The organism is Vibrio sp. 1CM2L (assembly GCF_023161695.1).
Taxonomy (GTDB): domain Bacteria; phylum Pseudomonadota; class Gammaproteobacteria; order Enterobacterales; family Vibrionaceae; genus Vibrio; species Vibrio coralliirubri.
The window spans coordinates 15,925-33,081 of the sequence record NZ_JALNTT010000010.1 but is presented as its reverse complement, the minus strand read 5'-3'; the positions used below and the strand labels follow the sequence as shown (position 1 = coordinate 33,081).

General features: G+C 46.9%; 15 protein-coding genes. 3 read left to right on the top strand and 12 right to left on the bottom strand.

Annotated elements, in window-relative coordinates:
• Positions 1–37: 37 nt before the first annotated feature.
• Positions 38–1,249: a purine nucleoside transporter PunC gene (punC, locus tag MSG34_RS22480; protein WP_050633564.1), complete on the bottom strand. Its 1,212-nt coding sequence runs from the start codon at positions 1,247–1,249 to the stop codon at positions 38–40.
• Between the two features lie 163 nt (positions 1,250–1,412).
• Between punC and punR the strand changes: the two genes are divergently transcribed.
• Positions 1,413–2,327, top strand: coding sequence for a DNA-binding transcriptional activator PunR (gene punR, locus MSG34_RS22475; protein WP_017058788.1), 915 nt, complete (start codon positions 1,413–1,415; stop codon positions 2,325–2,327).
• 100 nt (positions 2,328–2,427) lie between these two features.
• Here punR and ilvA read toward each other — a convergent pair whose 3' ends face one another.
• Genes ilvA through ilvG form a run of 5 tightly spaced genes read right to left on the bottom strand, consistent with a single transcriptional unit; the run spans position 2,428 to position 8,763 of the window.
• The gene (gene ilvA / locus MSG34_RS22470) at positions 2,428–3,972 is read right to left on the bottom strand and encodes a threonine ammonia-lyase, biosynthetic (RefSeq protein ID WP_048610859.1); all 1,545 of its coding nucleotides are present in this window, start codon (positions 3,970–3,972) and stop codon (positions 2,428–2,430) included.
• Between the two features lie 2 nt (positions 3,973–3,974).
• A complete protein-coding gene (gene ilvD, locus MSG34_RS22465) occupies positions 3,975–5,816 on the bottom strand; it encodes a dihydroxy-acid dehydratase (protein WP_048610861.1) in 1,842 nt (613 codons plus the stop codon).
• Positions 5,817–5,849: 33 nt separating this feature from the next.
• Positions 5,850–6,818, bottom strand: coding sequence for a branched-chain amino acid transaminase (locus MSG34_RS22460; protein ID WP_248339457.1), 969 nt, complete (start codon positions 6,816–6,818; stop codon positions 5,850–5,852).
• A 12-nt stretch (positions 6,819–6,830) separates the two neighbouring features.
• Positions 6,831–7,115: an acetolactate synthase 2 small subunit gene (gene ilvM / locus MSG34_RS22455; RefSeq protein WP_017055442.1), complete on the bottom strand. Its 285-nt coding sequence runs from the start codon at positions 7,113–7,115 to the stop codon at positions 6,831–6,833.
• A gap of 1 nt (position 7,116) precedes the next feature.
• Positions 7,117–8,763 carry an acetolactate synthase 2 catalytic subunit gene (ilvG, locus tag MSG34_RS22450; protein WP_050633566.1) on the bottom strand — a complete coding sequence of 549 codons (1,647 nt, stop codon included), beginning with the start codon at positions 8,761–8,763 and terminating at the stop codon, positions 7,117–7,119.
• Positions 8,764–9,235: 472 nt separating this feature from the next.
• On the opposite strand from ilvG, the gene MSG34_RS22445 reads away from it, so the two are divergent.
• Positions 9,236–10,759 (top strand): YifB family Mg chelatase-like AAA ATPase, encoded by a 1,524-nt coding sequence (locus MSG34_RS22445; protein WP_248339455.1) that lies wholly within the window; start codon positions 9,236–9,238, stop codon positions 10,757–10,759.
• Between the two features lie 63 nt (positions 10,760–10,822).
• Here MSG34_RS22445 and MSG34_RS22440 read toward each other — a convergent pair whose 3' ends face one another.
• The 6 genes from MSG34_RS22440 to MSG34_RS22415 form a co-directional block, all read right to left on the bottom strand.
• The gene (locus tag MSG34_RS22440; protein WP_248339453.1) at positions 10,823–11,779 is read right to left on the bottom strand and encodes a DUF2860 domain-containing protein; all 957 of its coding nucleotides are present in this window, start codon (positions 11,777–11,779) and stop codon (positions 10,823–10,825) included.
• 140 nt (positions 11,780–11,919) lie between these two features.
• A complete protein-coding gene (locus MSG34_RS22435) occupies positions 11,920–12,519 on the bottom strand; it encodes a thiol:disulfide interchange protein DsbA/DsbL (protein WP_048610871.1) in 600 nt (199 codons plus the stop codon).
• A gap of 55 nt (positions 12,520–12,574) precedes the next feature.
• Complete coding sequence (locus tag MSG34_RS22430; RefSeq protein ID WP_248339488.1) at positions 12,575–13,561, bottom strand: serine/threonine protein kinase; 987 nt, start codon at positions 13,559–13,561, stop codon at positions 12,575–12,577.
• 73 nt (positions 13,562–13,634) lie between these two features.
• A complete protein-coding gene (gene ccoG, locus MSG34_RS22425; RefSeq protein WP_065584151.1) occupies positions 13,635–15,053 on the bottom strand; it encodes a cytochrome c oxidase accessory protein CcoG in 1,419 nt (472 codons plus the stop codon).
• Positions 15,054–15,379: 326 nt separating this feature from the next.
• Positions 15,380–15,643: a YihD family protein gene (locus tag MSG34_RS22420; RefSeq protein ID WP_009848104.1), complete on the bottom strand. Its 264-nt coding sequence runs from the start codon at positions 15,641–15,643 to the stop codon at positions 15,380–15,382.
• Between the two features lie 131 nt (positions 15,644–15,774).
• Positions 15,775–15,942 (bottom strand): hypothetical protein, encoded by a 168-nt coding sequence (locus MSG34_RS22415; protein ID WP_004739323.1) that lies wholly within the window; start codon positions 15,940–15,942, stop codon positions 15,775–15,777.
• Between the two features lie 283 nt (positions 15,943–16,225).
• Between MSG34_RS22415 and MSG34_RS22410 the strand changes: the two genes are divergently transcribed.
• Positions 16,226–17,017 (top strand): sporulation protein, encoded by a 792-nt coding sequence (locus MSG34_RS22410; protein WP_048610874.1) that lies wholly within the window; start codon positions 16,226–16,228, stop codon positions 17,015–17,017.
• The last annotated feature ends 140 nt before the right edge of the window (positions 17,018–17,157 follow it).

Sequence of the window (17,157 nt, the reverse complement as noted above, 5' to 3'; positions counted from 1 at the left end):
GTAATCTCGCTCTTTTTTGTTTTCGTTAATCCAGAAACTAGTCTTGTTTCTCGTCTGCTACTACTCGAGAGTTATCAGGTGTCGCGAAGTGTTCAGAAAGCTCTTTGTTCGAAACAATATAGCCAACCCACAATGCACCCAAGCAAATCACAACCGCGATACCCGTTGCGCTTAGTGCTTGGCTAGCCATTGCAGCGACCAATGCACTTGATAGGCCACTGATACTGATTTGTAGGCTGTTTTGTAGACCAGCAGCTGTTGCTGGGCTCTGTTTAGCGCTTGATAGGGCACGGTTTACTACGATTGGGTAAAGTGCGCCGTTTGCGACAGCAATCAAACAGAAAGGCGCAAGTAGAGGCCAGATTGACGTCAATTCCCACTGTGATGCGATGAAGATAAGCATCGCCGCTACGCTGAACAAACCGATAAGGTTTCTTAGGACAACGCCATCGCCATATTTCTTCACCGCTTGCTTACCGAAGTAACCACCCGCCATGAACGCGATTGTTTGTGGGATGAAGCTTAGGCCGATGTCTTTTGCTTCATAACCTAGTTGAGCCATGATCTCTGGCATACCCGTTAGGTAAGCGAAGAACGCTGCAGATGCTGATGCAAACATTAAAACATTACCCATGTAAGGCTTTGATTTAAGCAACATCTTGATGTCTGTCTTAATCGATGTCTGTTTTACTTCAGGCGCTTCTTTTGGTTGAGCCATTGTTGTCGCCACTAGCAGTGCACCCATCAAGGTTAATGTGATGAAGATACTGTGCCAGCCAAAGTTATCTGCCAGTAACACACCTAGCTGAGGTGCTAGTGCTGGAGATAGCGCGACCAAAGGCATGATGGTTGCAAAAATTTGCTGGCTACTGCTTTGCGAGTAACGCTTGATAACCATTGCTTGCCAGATTACCGCTGGAGCACATACGCCGATCGCTTGAATGAATCGCAGGGTCAGTAGGTGCCATACCTCGGTGCTGAATGCTAAGCCGAATGAAGCTGCGGTAAAGATAACAAGACCAACCGCCAACGTATTACGGTGACCATACTTGTCACTCGCTAGGCCCCAAAGAAGCTGACCCATTGCCATACCGCCAAGGAATACCGTTAGAGACAGAGCAATTTGCTCTGGGCCGGTTGCGAAATCAACTTCCATTGCCTTAAATGCAGGAAGGTACATATCGGTCGCAATAAAGCCAAGCATTGAAAGAACTGCAAGGTAGACCAATTGAAATTTAGAAATATTCATAAGATGCCATTAAGCTAAAGGTAGTGATGTTTTTATCATCAAAAAAATTGTTTGATATACAGAAGTGAAAGCCCCTGTTTATTTATGCTGACATTCTATTTTTCGAACCTGATAAAATAAAACGCTAAAATATGTGGTTATCAATCAAAAAATTTGAAGGCTTATGTTCTCTAAATCCTCTTTAGAAATGCTCGATACGGTAGCTCGCCTAGGCAGTTTTACTGCGGCGGCAGAACAATTGCACAAAGTACCATCGGCGATCAGCTACGGTGTTAGGCAGGTTGAGCAAGAACTGGATGTTCTACTTTTCAGACGTTTACCAAGAAAAGTAGAGCTGACACCGGCAGGTGAATTGTTCATTGAAGAGGCACGTGCGTTACTGAGACAGATGGAAGAAGTCAGTGCCCAGACTCGCCGAGCGGCGCGTGGCTGGAAGAAAACCTTGCGCCTAACGCTCGATAACGTGGTTAAGCTCGACAAAATGAAGCCGATGATTGAAGAGTTCTACCAAACCTTTGAGTTTGCAGAGCTTCAGATCAACATGGAGGTGTTTAATGGCTCTTGGGAGGCGATTGCACAGGGCCGAGCGGATATTGTGATTGGCGCAACCTCAGCGATACCGGTCGGTGGCGACTTTGAGGTTAAAGATATGGGACGCCTAGATTGGGCGTTTGTGATGTCGCCAAGCCACCCGTGTGTGCGAGAGCAAAACCTCAATGAAGAGTTTGTTAGCCAGTATCCCGCGATATGTTTGGACGATACCTCTAGCGTGCTCCCTAAGCGACACACAGGCCACTACTCAAATCAAAGACGCCTGTTGTTGCCTAATTGGTATAGCGCAATTGAATGCCTTAAAAATGGGGTAGGGGTGGGTTATATGCCGAGGCACATTGCCGCACCAATTATCGAACAAGGCCTGCTGGTGGAGAAAATACTGCCTGAACCGAGCCCGCAGAGTCATTGTTGTTTGGTATGGCGAAAAGACGATAACCATAAACTGATCGAATGGATGGTGAAGTACCTAGGATCGAGTGAGCAACTTCACCAAGATTGGTTGGATCATCGCAAGGCGATCTAATGATCTGTTTACAAGAAGATCCTTTTCAAGCTTGAGCTGAATCAGCACCAATAAAAAGAGCGAGTAAATACTCGCTCTTTTTTGATTCGGTCGTTAACTCTTAAGACAAGAAGAATTTGTAGGAAGGGTTATCGGTTTCATCTTTACACTGATAGCCAAGCTCTCGTAGGTGTGTTGAGAACTGAGCCAAATCATCGTCATCAAGTTCAAAGCCACACAATACACGGCCGTAGTCGGCACCGTGGTTACGGTAATTGAATAGGCTGATATTCCAGTGTGTCCCTAAGGTATCAAGGAATTTAATCAATGCACCTGGGTACTCTGGGAACTCAAAGCTGTATAGGCGTTCTTTCAGTGGTTTCGATGGTTTACCGCCAATCATGTAGCGAATGTGCAGTTTTGCCATCTCATCATCAGAGAGATCGACAACCGGGTAGCCGCCCTCACGTAAGTCATTGATGATGTGTTCGAGTTCTTCTTGACCACCTTGTAGGCGTACACCAACGAAGATATTCGCTAGGCTTTCGTCGTTGTGGCGGTAGTTAAACTCAGTCACCGCTCGGCCACCAATGATATTACAGAACTCTAGGAATGCCCCTTGTCGCTCTGGAATAGTAACCGCAAGTAGACCTTCTCGCTTCTCACCCAGCTCACAACGTTCAGAGACATATCGCAGGCCGTGGAAGTTGGTGTTAGCACCAGACAGTACCGTTGCTAATTGCTTGTCTTGCAGTTGGTTCTGTTCAGCAAACTTCTTCAAGCCAGCCAGAGCAAGCGCTCCTGAAGGTTCAGCTATCGCTCGAGTGTCTTCAAAGATGTCTTTCACCGCAGAGCAGATCTCATCACTAGAGACTGCAATGTGACCGTCAATGTACTGTTGGCAAAGACGGAAGGTTTCTTCACCAATGCGTTTAACCGCCACACCATCAGCAAACATGCTGACCTGATCCAGTACCACAGGTTCACCAGCATCGAGAGCCGCTTTTAAGCACGACGAATCTTCTGGTTCTACTGCAATGACTTTAATCTCTGGCATCAGCTGTTTTACTAATACAGCAACACCCGCAGCTAAGCCACCACCGCCAACCGGCACAAAGATATAATCCATGTGACCGTTTTGCTGCAGCATCTCCATACCCATCGTACCTTGCCCTGCAATCACCAGTGGGTGATCGAAAGGAGGCACAAAGGTAAAGCCATGTTCAGCAGAAAGACGCTCGGCTTCTGCCTTGGCTTCATCAAAGTTGCTGCCGTGCAAAACCACGTTACCGCCAAAGCCACGTACCGCATCAACCTTGATGTCTGGCGTGGTTTTTGGCATCACAATCGTGGTCTGAATTCCCAACTTAGAACCAGACAGCGCCATACCTTGAGCATGGTTACCCGCCGATGCAGCAATCACACCTGCGGCTTTTTGCTGCTCAGAAAGGCTTGATACCATGTTGTAGGCGCCGCGTAGCTTGAACGAGTGCACCGGCTGACGGTCTTCTCGTTTAAGCTGAACCTGATTACCAATGCGCGCGCTTAAACGCGGCATATCCTGTAGAGGTGTCACGATTGCCGCTTCGTAAACCGGCGCTCTCAGGATCTGACGCAGGTAATCTGCGCCAGTTTGTTTCTGGGGACTGGAGGTGTCATCACTCATAGTTAGCCCTCAAGTTTAGACTTATCACGTACTGCGCCTTTGTCGGCACTGGTCGCCATGCTTGCGTAAGCCTTCAGTGCAAAAGACACTTCACGCTGACGGTTTTCTGGTTTCCAGCCTAGTGCATCTTGCTTAACACGACGTGCTTCAAGCTCTGCTTCAGGCACATCAAGTGTGATTGAGCGGCTAGGGATGTCGATAGTGATAATATCGCCCGTGTTCACTAGACCAATCACACCGCCACTTGCTGCTTCTGGAGAAGCGTGGCCGATAGACAGACCTGATGTACCACCAGAGAAACGTCCGTCAGTTAGAAGAGCACAAGACTTACCTAGACCCATAGATTTTAGGTAAGTGGTTGGGTAGAGCATTTCTTGCATGCCCGGACCACCTTTAGGACCTTCGTAACGGATAACAACCACTTCGCCTGCTTTTACTTTACCCGCTAAGATACCGTCTACTGCTGTGTCTTGGCTTTCGAATACGATTGCAGGGCCTTGGAACTTAAGGTTTTCTTCATCAACACCCGCGGTCTTAACGATACAACCATCAACGGCGATGTTACCTGAAAGTACCGCTAGGCCACCTTCTTGGCTGAATGCGTTCTCTTTGGTACGAATACAACCATCGACGCGGTCATCATCAAGGCGATCCCAACGACAATCTTGTGAGAAAGCTTTGGTAGTACGGATACCAGCAGGGCCTGCGCGGAAGAACTTAAGCACGGCTTCGTCTTCTGTCTGCATGATGTCATATTGAGCAAGTTGCTCTTGCATGCTTAGACCAAGAACGGTGCGAGTTTGGTTGTTCAATAGACCTGCACGATCAAGCTCACCTAGGATAGCCATTACACCACCAGCACGGTGAACATCTTCCATGTGATATTTAGGTGTTGAAGGCGCAACCTTACATAAGTGTGGGACGCGGCGAGACATCTCGTCGATATCACCCATATCAAAATCAATCTCACCTTCTTGAGCTGCCGCTAAAAGGTGAAGTACTGTGTTACTTGAACCGCCCATCGCGATATCTAGCGCCATTGCATTATCAAAGGCTGCGCGGTTAGCGATGTTGCGTGGCAGTGCTGATTCGTCATCTTGCTCGTAGTAACGCTTAGTTAGGTCAACGATACGTTTACCGGCATTGATGAACAGCTCTTCACGGTCTGCGTGCGTTGCTAGCATAGAACCGTTACCTGGCTGAGATAGGCCAAGCGCTTCTGTTAGACAGTTCATTGAGTTCGCTGTGAACATACCTGAACATGAACCACATGTTGGACATGCAGAACGCTCCACTTGCTCACTTTGCTCATCAGAAATGGTTGGATCGGCACCCTGAATCATCGCGTCAACAAGGTCTAGCTTGATGATTTGATCTGAAAGTTTGGTTTTACCCGCTTCCATTGGGCCACCAGACACAAAGATCACTGGGATGTTAAGACGCATTGCTGCCATCATCATTCCCGGAGTGATTTTGTCACAGTTAGAGATACACACCATCGCATCTGCACAGTGCGCATTGACCATGTATTCTACTGAATCTGCGATAAGCTCACGTGATGGCAGTGAGTACAGCATGCCGCCGTGACCCATTGCGATACCATCATCAACTGCGATGGTGTTGAACTCTTTAGCGATGCCGCCCGCTTTCTCGATTTCACCCGCAACCAGTTGACCCATGTCTTTAAGGTGAACGTGGCCTGGTACAAATTGAGTGAACGAGTTTACAACCGCGATGATTGGCTTACCGAAGTCATCATCTTTAACGCCAGTTGCACGCCATAAAGCGCGCGCACCAGCCATGTTGCGTCCGTGGGTAGTCGTTGCTGAACGATAGATTGGCATTGCTTAAATCCTTATAAAATATTTGGCTGTTGCTTACTTAGTTGTTTGCGTTTGGTTTTCTGAAGTTTGGTCTGCTGGGTAAACATAATCTAACCAGCCCCACTTATCTTCAGTGGTGCCATTGAATAGACCAAAGTAAGCCGCTTGAACTTTTTCAGTGATAGAACCTCGTTTGCCTTCACCTACTGTAATTTTGTCTACGCTGCGAACCGGAACGATCTCGGCAGCTGTGCCTGTCATGAAGACTTCATCGGCAAGGTAGAGCGCTTCACGAGCAATGTTCTCTTCACGGATCTCATAACCCATGTCTTTTGCTAGTGTCATGATCGAATCACGAGTGATACCCGGCAGAATTGCGCTGGTCGCTGGTGGCGTTGATAGCACGCCGTTACGTACCACAAAGATGTTCTCACCAGCCCCTTCAGAAAGGTAACCATCAACACTCAGTGCGATGCCTTCATCGTAACCATGACGGCGAGCTTCGCCACCAACTAATAGTGAAGATAGGTAGTTACCACCGGCTTTTGCTGCGGTTGGGATCGTGTTTGGAGCGGCACGGTTCCAGCTAGAAATCATTGCATCAACGCCGTTTTCTAGCGCTTCTTCGCCTAGATAAGAACCCCAAGGGAAAGCTGCGATGATCAGTTCCATCTCGGTATTTTCTGGCGGGCAGACACCCAAACCAACGTTGCCAACGAAACCTAGAGGGCGAATGTACGCTGACTCTAGCTTATTTTGGCGTAGCGTTTCGCGAGTCGCTTCCATAATTTCTTCCTCTGTGTAAGGAATAGGGAAGCGGTAGATTTTTGCTGAATCTTTTAGGCGCTTAGCATGTTCAGGGTGACGGAAGATAACCGGCCCCTTTGGTGTGTTGTAACAACGAACACCTTCAAACACTGAAGTACCGTAGTGCATTGCGTGAGTCAGGACGTGAACGTTCGCCTCTGCCCAAGGAACCATCTCACCGTTAAACCAAATATAGTCTGCTGTTTTAGCTGTCATGTTTGCGGTTCCTTATGCGTTTATCTTTTGTTGTAAGTTGTTGTTTGGCAATTCATTACGGCTGATAGAAATAACGTCAACGGTACGCACGTCCCACAGCTTTTCGATTTGGTTTACCAAGAACGAGATCGGACGGTCGCTGTCTACGATGATCTCAACACTCGCCACTTTGCTTTCGTGGTTTTGAGTGCCCGCAACTTGCTTAACAATGAAACCACGGTGGCGGATAACACGAAGAACACGCTCTAGTAGTACAGGCTTATCATCGGCTTTGATGTCTAATAGGTATCTTTTCATGTTATGTGTTCTCCAACATCTCACTGTTTGAAGCACCTGGCGGTACTAGTGGCCATACGTTTTCTTCTTCATCGATAAGAACATGAAGTAGGTAAGCGGTTTTGCTCTCTAGCATCTCTTTCAATGCGGGTTCTACTTCCTCTTTACGAGTGATGGTTTTGCCCGGGATATCGAACGCTTTCGCGAGCATCACGAAATCTGGGTTGTCATCCAAGATAGTTTCACTGTGGCGGCCATCAAAGAACAGCGATTGCCATTGGCGAACCATGCCCAAACGAGAGTTATTAAGCAGTACCATCTTCACTGGGATCTGACGACGCTTCAATGTACCAAGCTCTTGAATGTTCATCATGAACGAGCCGTCACCAGAGATAAGTATAGATTGGTCATCAGGACGCCCAACCGATGCACCCATTGCAGCTGGCAAGCCAAAGCCCATGGTGCCTAAACCGGCTGAGGTAATGAAGTTCTGTGGATCGCGCGGCTGAATGTGTTGAGCTGCCCACATTTGGTGTTGGCCCACATCAGTCGATACGATAGAGCTTGCTGGCATCATGTCTGAAAGTTGCTTCAACAACAGTGGAGCAAAGATCAGATCGCCAGGGTGGTCGTAACGCCATTTGAATGAGCTACGAAGGCCTTCAGAGTGGTGAACCCAAGAGGAAATGTCTTGGCTTAGCTCTAGTTGAGGCATGATCTTGTTGATGTCACCGCGAATTGGCGCATTGGCAAGACGCAGTTTACTGAACTCAGCGGCATCGATATCGATATGGATAACCTTAGCATGCGGCGCGAAGGTATCGAGTTTGCCTGTTACTCGGTCATCAAAACGAGCACCGACAACAATCAATAGGTCACTCTCTTGAACCACAAGGTTAGCGGCTTTAGTGCCGTGCATACCCAACATACCAAGGTAGTGTGGGTCGTCACGTTCGATAGTTCCCAAGCCTTTCAGTGTGCTTACGGCTGGCATTGGGTTTAGGCGTAAAAACTCACGAACCGCATCGGTTGCTTTAGCAAGTTGAACACCACCACCTACGTATAAAACAGGACGGGTTGCTTGAGACAAAAAGTACTGTGCCTGTTCAATGGCATCAGTTGTCGCAACAGGAATTGCGGGTGGAGTAAATTCAGGAAGAGCGTTAACAGGTGCTTCTGCTAGTTGAACATCTTTCGCGATATCGACGATAACCGGGCCAGGACGGCCAGACTTTGCTACCACAAACGCTTCAGCGAGCGTTGGAGCAAGATCTTCAATATCAGTTACTAGGTAGCTGTGTTTAGTACATGACAGAGACATACCAATCACATCCATTTCTTGGAATGCATCGGTACCAATGTGGGAACTTGCAACCTGACCAGTGATGGCAACCATTGGGATAGAGTCCATAAAGGCATCAGCAAGGCCAGTGACTAGGTTGGTAGCACCTGGGCCAGACGTTGCCATACAAACAGCAACATCTTGTGTTGCACGAGCCATGCCGATCGCGGCCATAGCTGCGCCTTGCTCATGGCGACATAGGATATGTTCAACCCCGCCGTCATAGAGTGCATCGTAGATTGGCATGATGGCACCACCTGGGTAACCAAATACGGTCTCAATTCCTTGTTGCTTGAGTGCGGATACGACTAGTTCTGCGCCTTTCATCGGAATTCTCCCGTATTACCTTTATTTTGGTAACTGTTTCCTTTGTCTCTGCACATCTTGTGCTCCCATTCTTCCTGTAAATCGGCAAAGCCGAAAATGCTCAAAAATATAAAAATCGAATGTTTAAATTAGAAAAAACCCCCGGACTTGTCAGTGCGGGGGTTTTTTCTAATTCGTGGTTACTTTCTTCCCACTCGCCCCCGCGCAGTCTTAATAATGACTACGATAATCAGGTTAATCAGTGCGTAAATGCGAGCGTTAAAAATCATAATATTCGAGTTTTCTCGTTTATTGTCTTCAGTAAATGTCTACATCTCTAGTGTTATCACACAAATCTGCCGCATGACAAGGAAAATGTCATTCTTTTTTCACATTAAAACACCATTCCACCAAGCTATATAACAACCTTATAGCTTTGGTGAGCAACGAATATCCAGAGCGAATACTTTTAAATCAAAGACAAAGGAAAGTTATGGGACTCGCGATAATTCATAGCCGAGCTAGTGTGGGTGTAGAGGCACCAGAAGTGACCGTTGAAGTGCATATAAGCAACGGAATGCCTGGCTTTACGCTGGTGGGTCTGCCTGAAACAACGGTCAAGGAATCTAAAGATCGAGTGAGAAGTGCGATCATCAATTCTCGCTTTGAGTTTCCATCAAAAAGAATCACGGTCAACCTCGCCCCAGCCGATTTGCCTAAAGAAGGAGGCCGTTTTGACCTGCCAATCGCGCTTGGGATTTTAGTCGCATCGGATCAGCTTCCGACATCAAAAATAGCTCAGCATGAATTCATCGGTGAGTTGGCGTTGTCAGGAGAATTACGCTCAGTAAAGGGCGTGTTGCCAGCGACGTTAGCCGCCGATAGTGTCGAGCGATGTTTAGTTGTCCCGCACCATAACGGTGATCAGGCTGCGCTGGTGGGTAAGGGAGCGCATAAATCTGCACAAACCTTGTTGGAGGTTTGCGCTGACATGTGTGGACAGGCGCAGCTTGGGTTATATAGAACAGAACATCATCAGGCTGATGTTTCAGAACTTCGCGACCTACAAGATATTATCGGCCAACAACAAGGCAAGCGAGCTCTGGAGATCGCTGCTGCTGGGAATCACAACTTATTGTTTCTTGGCCCGCCCGGAACCGGCAAGACCATGCTCGCTTCTCGACTGCGTGACTTGCTACCTGAAATGAGTGATGACGAGGCGATGGAAACCGCGTCGGTGGCCTCGTTAACGCAACAAGAGATCAATCAATACAACTGGAAGCAACGACCTTTTCGATCCCCTCACCATTCCAGTTCAATGGCGGCATTGGTCGGTGGAGGCTCGGTGCCTCGCCCCGGAGAGATCTCTTTGGCGCATAACGGCTTATTGTTCTTGGATGAGATGCCGGAGTTTGAGCGCAAGGTGCTTGATTCATTGCGAGAGCCACTTGAGTCTGGTGAGATCATTATCTCCCGTGTTGCGGGAAAGACTCGTTTCCCTGCTCGTTTTCAGTTAGTGGGTGCACTCAACCCCAGTCCAACGGGCTACTACGAAGGTAACCAAGCACGCGCCAACCCACAGATCATACTGCGTTACCTCAATCGTTTATCTGGCCCTTTGCTGGATAGGTTTGATATGTCATTGGAGATCCCTCTGCTGCCAAAAGGAATGTTAGCCGAAGGCGGTGACCGCGGTGAAACCACTCAAGTAGTTAAGCAAAGGGTTAGGCTGGCGCGAGAGTTGATGCTATCTCGCAACCATAAATCGAATGCACTATTAGGTAGCCGAGAAATTGAGAAGTATTGCCCATTAAGGCGTGAGGATGCGGAGTTTCTGGAAACGGCGTTGCACAGATTGGGTTTATCGATTCGTGCTTATCATCGAATCATTAAGGTGGCACGAACCATTGCCGACCTTGACGGTAACGAGCAGATCGAAAAGAAACATCTATCGGAAGCGCTAGGCTATCGCGCGATGGATCGCTTGCTGAAACAACTCACGGCTCAAGCTGTCTAGCAAGCAGAAAAAAGCCTGCTTAGATGCAGGCTTTCGTTGGATTGCAGTTCATACTCGCTAAGGTTAGAACTTGTAGTTCAAGCCAACTGAAACGATGTATTGCGATTCGTCGTAGAAGGTAATGTTCGAGTCGCTGGTGCCGTAGCCCGCCAGTGAAATAAACGACCAGTTTTCCCAATCCATGAATTGATCATATTCATAGGCGGCGAATAGATTGATGTTGTCGTCGCTACGTTTCGTATTGTTGAACAAAGAGCTACCCGCATCGTAATCTCGTTGGTTGTAACCAGCGGTTAGTGCATATTGGTGGCGACCTGCGGTGCCGAATAGGCTCACTTCTGCACCAATTTGGTCGTAAGACTCAGCTTTACCATCTGCATCACGTGTTTGGTAGATGATAGATGGGATAAGCATCATGGTACGACTCAGAGGCTGTCGATACTGGCCTTTAAGGTAGAAGGTATCCGCATCACGCTTTAGTTCATCGGGCACATCATCTTGCTCAACATCTTTGGTTGCATAGGCCATGTCTAGCGAGAAAGCTGAGCCCGCAATACTGCTTAGCTTCAAACGAAAGGCATTGCCAGTCTCATCGGTCTTTGTGCGAGCTGATGTGGCGTTGTACGGATCAGCCCAGGTATCACCTGACATAATGGTTGGCAGCAGTGAAGCGTCGATCACCATGCCAGACTCAAGCTGGTATTTATAACCAACCTCTAGAACAACAGTACCCGTTGCTATGTCATCACGAGCGGTACCCGTGTAAACCTGATGGTTTAGCTTTTCACCAAAGGTATAAGCAACGCTGCCTAAAGGAGCAACCAGAAAAGAGCTTTCCGAAGAAGCCTTCTGATCTGTGGATGAAAGATTGCTATCAGCATCGGTATTAAAGTTCGAGGTGGAAGAGGCAACCCCGGTATTGATAGAGATTTCACCACTGAAACCTTGTTGGTCTGCAAGCTTGGCAAAAGCAGGAGAAGCCGCAACGCTCAATGCCAAGAGAGTTATTTTTATTTTCATTTAAGGGCTCCTTGCCCACCGATTCTTAGGACGGGTTATTAATATCAGCAAAGCACTGCGTTTTCTGGCTGATTATTTATCAATAATGATTTTTGAACTAGCCAAAAAAAAGGAAGCCGAAGCTTCCTTTCATCAATGGCTTACTTCTTTAATAAGAAGTTCACGAGCTCGAAGTACTCATCAAGAGAGTTGATACCCTGAGCTTCTACTAGGTAGCGGTTGTTAACCACAACAGCGGGTACACCTGAAAGGCCGCTGTCTTTGAATGCTTTGTCGAAGCGACGAACCATAGAATCTACGGCAAAGCCGTTATACGCAGCATCGAATTTCTTCGCATCAACGCCTTCGTCTAGGAAGATTTGACGCAGTTCTTCTTCATCACGTGGTGGCTTGTTCATTGTGTGGATGCGGTTAAACATCACTGGCACCATTTTGTCTTCAACTTTCAGTGCAATCATGGTCGCATAAGCTTTGCTCATTGGCAGACCCATGTTGCCACCCATGAATGAAACATGGTTCTTCTGAAGCTTAGCGTCTTTAGGTAGCTGTTGTTTTAGCTGCTGGATGATTGGCTCAAAGCTATTACAGTGTGGGCAGTAAAAAGAGAAGAACTCTGTCACCATTGGTTTTTTTGATGCTTCTAGGTCGAGAACTTTGTAGTGTTCACCTTCGTTAAATTTCGCAGCGTGAGCTGAAAGGCTCAACATGATCAATGAGAAAAATGCGAATAGCTTTTTCATTTATCCAATCTCCATTATGTTTGAATTTTTATCTAGTTGTATGTTGCGATTGCTGTTACCACTGAGGCATTAACGAAAGTGGTGGCTCTTGCAGGGTAGCAATTTGCTCTTTACAAGCAAGTACTTGTTGCTCCCAATATTTCGGATCATTAAACCACGGGAAGGCCAGAGGAAACGCTGGATCGTGCCATCGTTTCGCCAACCATGCCATGTAATGCACCATACGTAGACCGCGTAGTGGTTCGATTAGTTTCAGTTGTGCGGTATTAAAATCGCAAAATTCTTGGTAACTCTCGAGCAAAATATCCAGTTGCATCAGCTTATCTTGGCGTTCGCCATTAAGCAGCATCCACAAATCTTGTATCGCAGGGCCGTTACGAGCGTCATCAAGATCGACGAACATTGGCCCATCGCGCCACAAGATATTGCCAGGGTGGCAGTCACCATGCAGGCGGATATTCTCAATGTTGCTCGGCCACTGGCTCTCTAGTTCTTTGATCAGAAGGTCAACGTCATTGAAGAAGGCGTTTTCTAGGTGCGTCGGGATAAACTGAGAGTTCTCTAGAATCTTACGTGGCTGATAAAGGTATTCATCTAAGCTGATGGTCGGGCGATGTTGGAATGTTCTTCCTGCGCTGGCTTTATGAATACGACCAAGAAAACGCCCTACGCCTTCCAGCTGGTCTAGGTTATCCACTTCATACTGTCTGCCGCCAACACTTTCAAATAGTGCAAATAGGTAGCCTTGGTATTCATGCAAGGTTGCACCGTTAACTCGCATTGGAGGAGCAACTGGCATCTCTTGTTCGATAAGCTCGAGTGCGAAGTCATGCTCTTCTTGGATCTGTGCTTTGTTCCAGCGTTGCGGACGATAAAACTTAACGACGTAGCGCTTACGGTCTTCATCGGTGAACTGATAGACACGGTTTTCGTAACTGTTGAGAGCGAGAAGCCCGGATTCAGCGCGAACTCCGATGCTCTCCAGTGCGTACCACATGAAGTCAGGAGTCAGGTTATCAAAGTTAAAGGCTTGCATCGTCATAGAATAAAAAAGGCTCATTACTGAGCCTTTTTCCATTTATTGGGTTGTTATACCAAGCATTAAGGTGCGGGTATCAGAGCTTCTTGATAAAGCGGCTTTCGACTTCCATCGTAAACTCTTCATTATCCGAGAGTATAAACTGAATTGTCGAAACTGGTGAGCTCAGTTTTTCTGGGTCGGCGCCTAAACTGATAGGTAGGTTCAAAACCTCGCCTGGATCGACAGTAATCGTCTGTTTGCCATACCAGATAGAATCGGGTAGTCCGCTAACATCGAGTTTGTACTCTTGCTCTTGTTGAGTCTTGTTGATCACTTTCAAGGTGTAGGTATTTTCAACCAAGCCTTGGTTATTGACTCTGAACAGCTGGTTTCTATCGCGTAGAACACTTAGGCCGGCAGGATCAACGCTCGCGATTTGGGCGAAGAACAAGCCCAACATCACGATCAAGATGGCGCCATAGCCCAATAGCTTAGGACGCATTACCTTGGTCGAGTGACCTTCAAGTCTGTGCTCGGTGGTGTAATTGATCAGGCCTTTCTCGTAGCCCATGCGCTCCATGGTGTTGTCACAGGCATCAATACACGCGCCGCAGTTAATACACTCGTATTGCAGGCCGTCACGGATATCAATCCCCGTTGGGCACACTTGAACACACAGGTTACAGTCAATACAGTCGCCTAGACCAAGCTCTTTTGGATCAGCTTTACGAGAGCGAGGGCCACGGCTTTCACCACGTTCTGTGTTGTAACCAACAATGAAGGTGTCTTTATCGAACATTGCCGATTGGAAACGCGCGTAAGGACACATGTGCAGACAAACAATTGAACGCATCCAACCCGCATTGGCATAAGTACACCCAGCAAAGAACAGTACCCAAAACACTGGCCAGAAAGACGAGTTAAAGGTAAAGAAGCCAACCACTAACTCTTTGATTGGGATGAAGTAACCAACAAAGGTTAAGCCCGTCGCAATGGCAATCGCCCACCACGCAATGTGTTTGAGGGTTTTTCTGAGGATTAAATTGCTCGTCAGTTTGCCCGAGTCTTGTTTTCTTCGCTTATTGGCAGCGCCTTCTAGCTTCTCTTCGAACCAGATATACATGAAGGTCCAGACGGTTTGCGGGCATAAATAGCCACACCAGACACGGCCTAAGAAGGTGGTTATGAAGAATAAGCCAAACGCGGCAATCATAAATAGGATCGCGAGTAGGGTCAGATCTTGTGGGTATAAGGTGGTGCCAAAGAAGTTGAACTGTTGGCTGCCGATATCGAGCAAAATCGCTTGGCGTTCACCAAATGGAATCCATGGAATAAGCGCAAAAAGTAAAAGTAAGAACCAACCGCCATAGCGACGCAGTTGTTGGAATTTACCTTTGCTTTCTCGAACATAGATTCGGTTACTTGGGTTAAATCGATCTCCATTACCTTTATGTGTTTTCGGGTTAAAGGTTTTAGGAGTCACATCTTTGATATCGATTTTATCCTGACTCATGGACTATCCTTTTTGTGGCTTGTTTGCCCGGTTAAGTCGGGCATGACGACATTACTTGAAAGTATGGTTTAGAGAACCTGTTGAAATTGAGCTTGGTGCATTTGTTGTTATCGCACTCATTCTTATTATTTTAGAAGATTCTTATGGATGGCGATTATAGCGACAATCTTGTTCTCATTTCTTTAACGCTATCAACCTTTAACAACAAAAGTCATAACAGTTGTGACGAAAAAATAGCGAACAGAAACAAAAAAGCGACCTGGTGGTCGCTTTTTAAAATTGAGTGTTTTATCTATACGGCAATTGAGCTCTAAACAAATGGGCGACTAAAGAAGGCCACGCGCTTTTAGAATTGCGGTTTTGAAATCATCTTCTTGGTCTTTTTTCAGACCTGGGATCATTTCATCTTTTTCGCTGTTGCGCATTTTTAGGTGGTAGATAAGAACATCGTCAGTCAGTTCTTCAAGCTTGCCTTGGTAGCCCGCTTCTTTTGATAGCTTAATGATGAACTCTAATAGGTTAAGCTCTTGATCTTTCTGCCACTCAGGCTCCATCAGTTCAAGCAGTTCTTCAATGCGGTGACACTTCATACTTTATTTCTCCACAAATTTTATAATGATTTGTGGCTAAGGTATCAAATCGGGTAGGGAATACCAATGTGTAAACACATTTCAAGATGGGAGCGGGCAAGAAAAAAGCGCAGTAAAAACTGCGCTTTTTGTTAAGCGGCTTTAATCACTTTTGTTGTAGTCGGTGCTAATAAAGCAGTCTTCTCAACTAGAGTCATTGTAGGAGCCAATTTCTTAGCCGTTGGAGCAGCAACAAAGCCACTACGACGACGCATCGCACTACGGTTGGTGTGCGAGAACCTGACAGCTGTTGGGCGCATTAATTTACCTAACGGTCAGGCATATCCATTGCCAATCTAATGGCCTGATTTACCATGAGCTCCACCTCAATTGCTTGAAGCGTCACTCGTCTGGCTTTCGCCAATCCGAAGAATAAATCAGGATAATGATATGCATGCATATCAAGGCTTAGATTATCACTATCTAAGTTATCGATCGACGCCTGAGTGATAAATAGACGATATTAGAGCTAAAATAGTGTGAGCAGTATATTTGAGTTTGAACCTCTTTCAGGCTTAAGATGATGCTTTAAAGGAGGTGCATATGTCGTTCTTAAAGAAAACGTTAGCAAGTTTTGGAATTGGATCTGCCAAGGTGGATTCTGTATTGCAGCAGGAAGTGCTTTATCCAGGCAAGAAGGCGAGCATTATTGTGCATGTCTATGGTGGCGCTCAGCCACAAGAGATCGACAATATCGATCTCAACTTGTGCTGTCGTTACGTCAAAGAAGTTACCATGAACTCGCAAAGGCAAGAGGGTGGCCAAACACGTCGAATGCACCAGACATACTCGTTGGCCAAATGGAGCCTGCCGTATGCCTTTGTTATTCAGCCGGGTGAAACCCGTGATTTTGAATGTGAGTTTGATGTCCCGCTGAACACACCGGTCACGATTGGTGATTCAAAGGTGTGGCTAGAAACCGGGCTCGATATTGCGATGGCGATTGACCCTTCGGATAAAGACATCTTAACGGTGCGCCCTGACGCACTCCTCGATGGTATTTTCAACGAGCTTGAAGCTCAAGGCTTACGTATCCGCCAAGTGGAATGTGAAGCGGTAGAAGGCTTTGAACTGCCATTTGTACAAGAGTTCGAGTTTGTCCCGACGACGGGTCCTTATCATGGACGCTGGCGTGAGCTTGAGGTTGTTGCTCATCGTGATGAAACTGAGCTTAAGTTGTGGTTTGAGATAGACCGCAATCGCGACGGTGCCAAAGGCATGTTGGCGAGCTTATTGGGAGTGGGTCAGCTACAGCGTCAATTAAGTGTGCCATTGGATACCTCACCGGAAGAAGCTGGCAAGATGGTGCTTGAGTATCTAGATAGCGCCTCTTAGTCAGCTTTTTGGTTCTTTAGTTTTAGAGAGCCTAGCCTCATCACACAGTTTAGGCGTTATTAATGTCATAAAAGATGTCATAAAAATTTAAGCTTACACGTGTAAGCTTAATATGCAATACTAGGTCAATTGAACATTTA

Coding starts and splice junctions, on each gene's coding strand:
- punC (WP_050633564.1), bottom strand. CDS start 1,249: ATGAATATTTCTAAATTTCAATTGGTCTACCTTGCAGTTCTTTCAATG.
- punR (WP_017058788.1), top strand. CDS start 1,413: ATGTTCTCTAAATCCTCTTTAGAAATGCTCGATACGGTAGCTCGCCTA.
- ilvA (WP_048610859.1), bottom strand. CDS start 3,972: ATGAGTGATGACACCTCCAGTCCCCAGAAACAAACTGGCGCAGATTAC.
- ilvD (WP_048610861.1), bottom strand. CDS start 5,816: ATGCCAATCTATCGTTCAGCAACGACTACCCACGGACGCAACATGGCT.
- MSG34_RS22460 (WP_248339457.1), bottom strand. CDS start 6,818: ATGACAGCTAAAACAGCAGACTATATTTGGTTTAACGGTGAGATGGTT.
- ilvM (WP_017055442.1), bottom strand. CDS start 7,115: ATGAAAAGATACCTATTAGACATCAAAGCCGATGATAAGCCTGTACTA.
- ilvG (WP_050633566.1), bottom strand. CDS start 8,763: ATGAAAGGCGCAGAACTAGTCGTATCCGCACTCAAGCAACAAGGAATT.
- MSG34_RS22445 (WP_248339455.1), top strand. CDS start 9,236: ATGGGACTCGCGATAATTCATAGCCGAGCTAGTGTGGGTGTAGAGGCA.
- MSG34_RS22440 (WP_248339453.1), bottom strand. CDS start 11,779: ATGAAAATAAAAATAACTCTCTTGGCATTGAGCGTTGCGGCTTCTCCT.
- MSG34_RS22435 (WP_048610871.1), bottom strand. CDS start 12,519: ATGAAAAAGCTATTCGCATTTTTCTCATTGATCATGTTGAGCCTTTCA.
- MSG34_RS22430 (WP_248339488.1), bottom strand. CDS start 13,561: ATGACGATGCAAGCCTTTAACTTTGATAACCTGACTCCTGACTTCATG.
- ccoG (WP_065584151.1), bottom strand. CDS start 15,053: ATGAGTCAGGATAAAATCGATATCAAAGATGTGACTCCTAAAACCTTT.
- MSG34_RS22420 (WP_009848104.1), bottom strand. CDS start 15,643: ATGAAGTGTCACCGCATTGAAGAACTGCTTGAACTGATGGAGCCTGAG.
- MSG34_RS22415 (WP_004739323.1), bottom strand. CDS start 15,942: ATGCGCCCAACAGCTGTCAGGTTCTCGCACACCAACCGTAGTGCGATG.
- MSG34_RS22410 (WP_048610874.1), top strand. CDS start 16,226: ATGTCGTTCTTAAAGAAAACGTTAGCAAGTTTTGGAATTGGATCTGCC.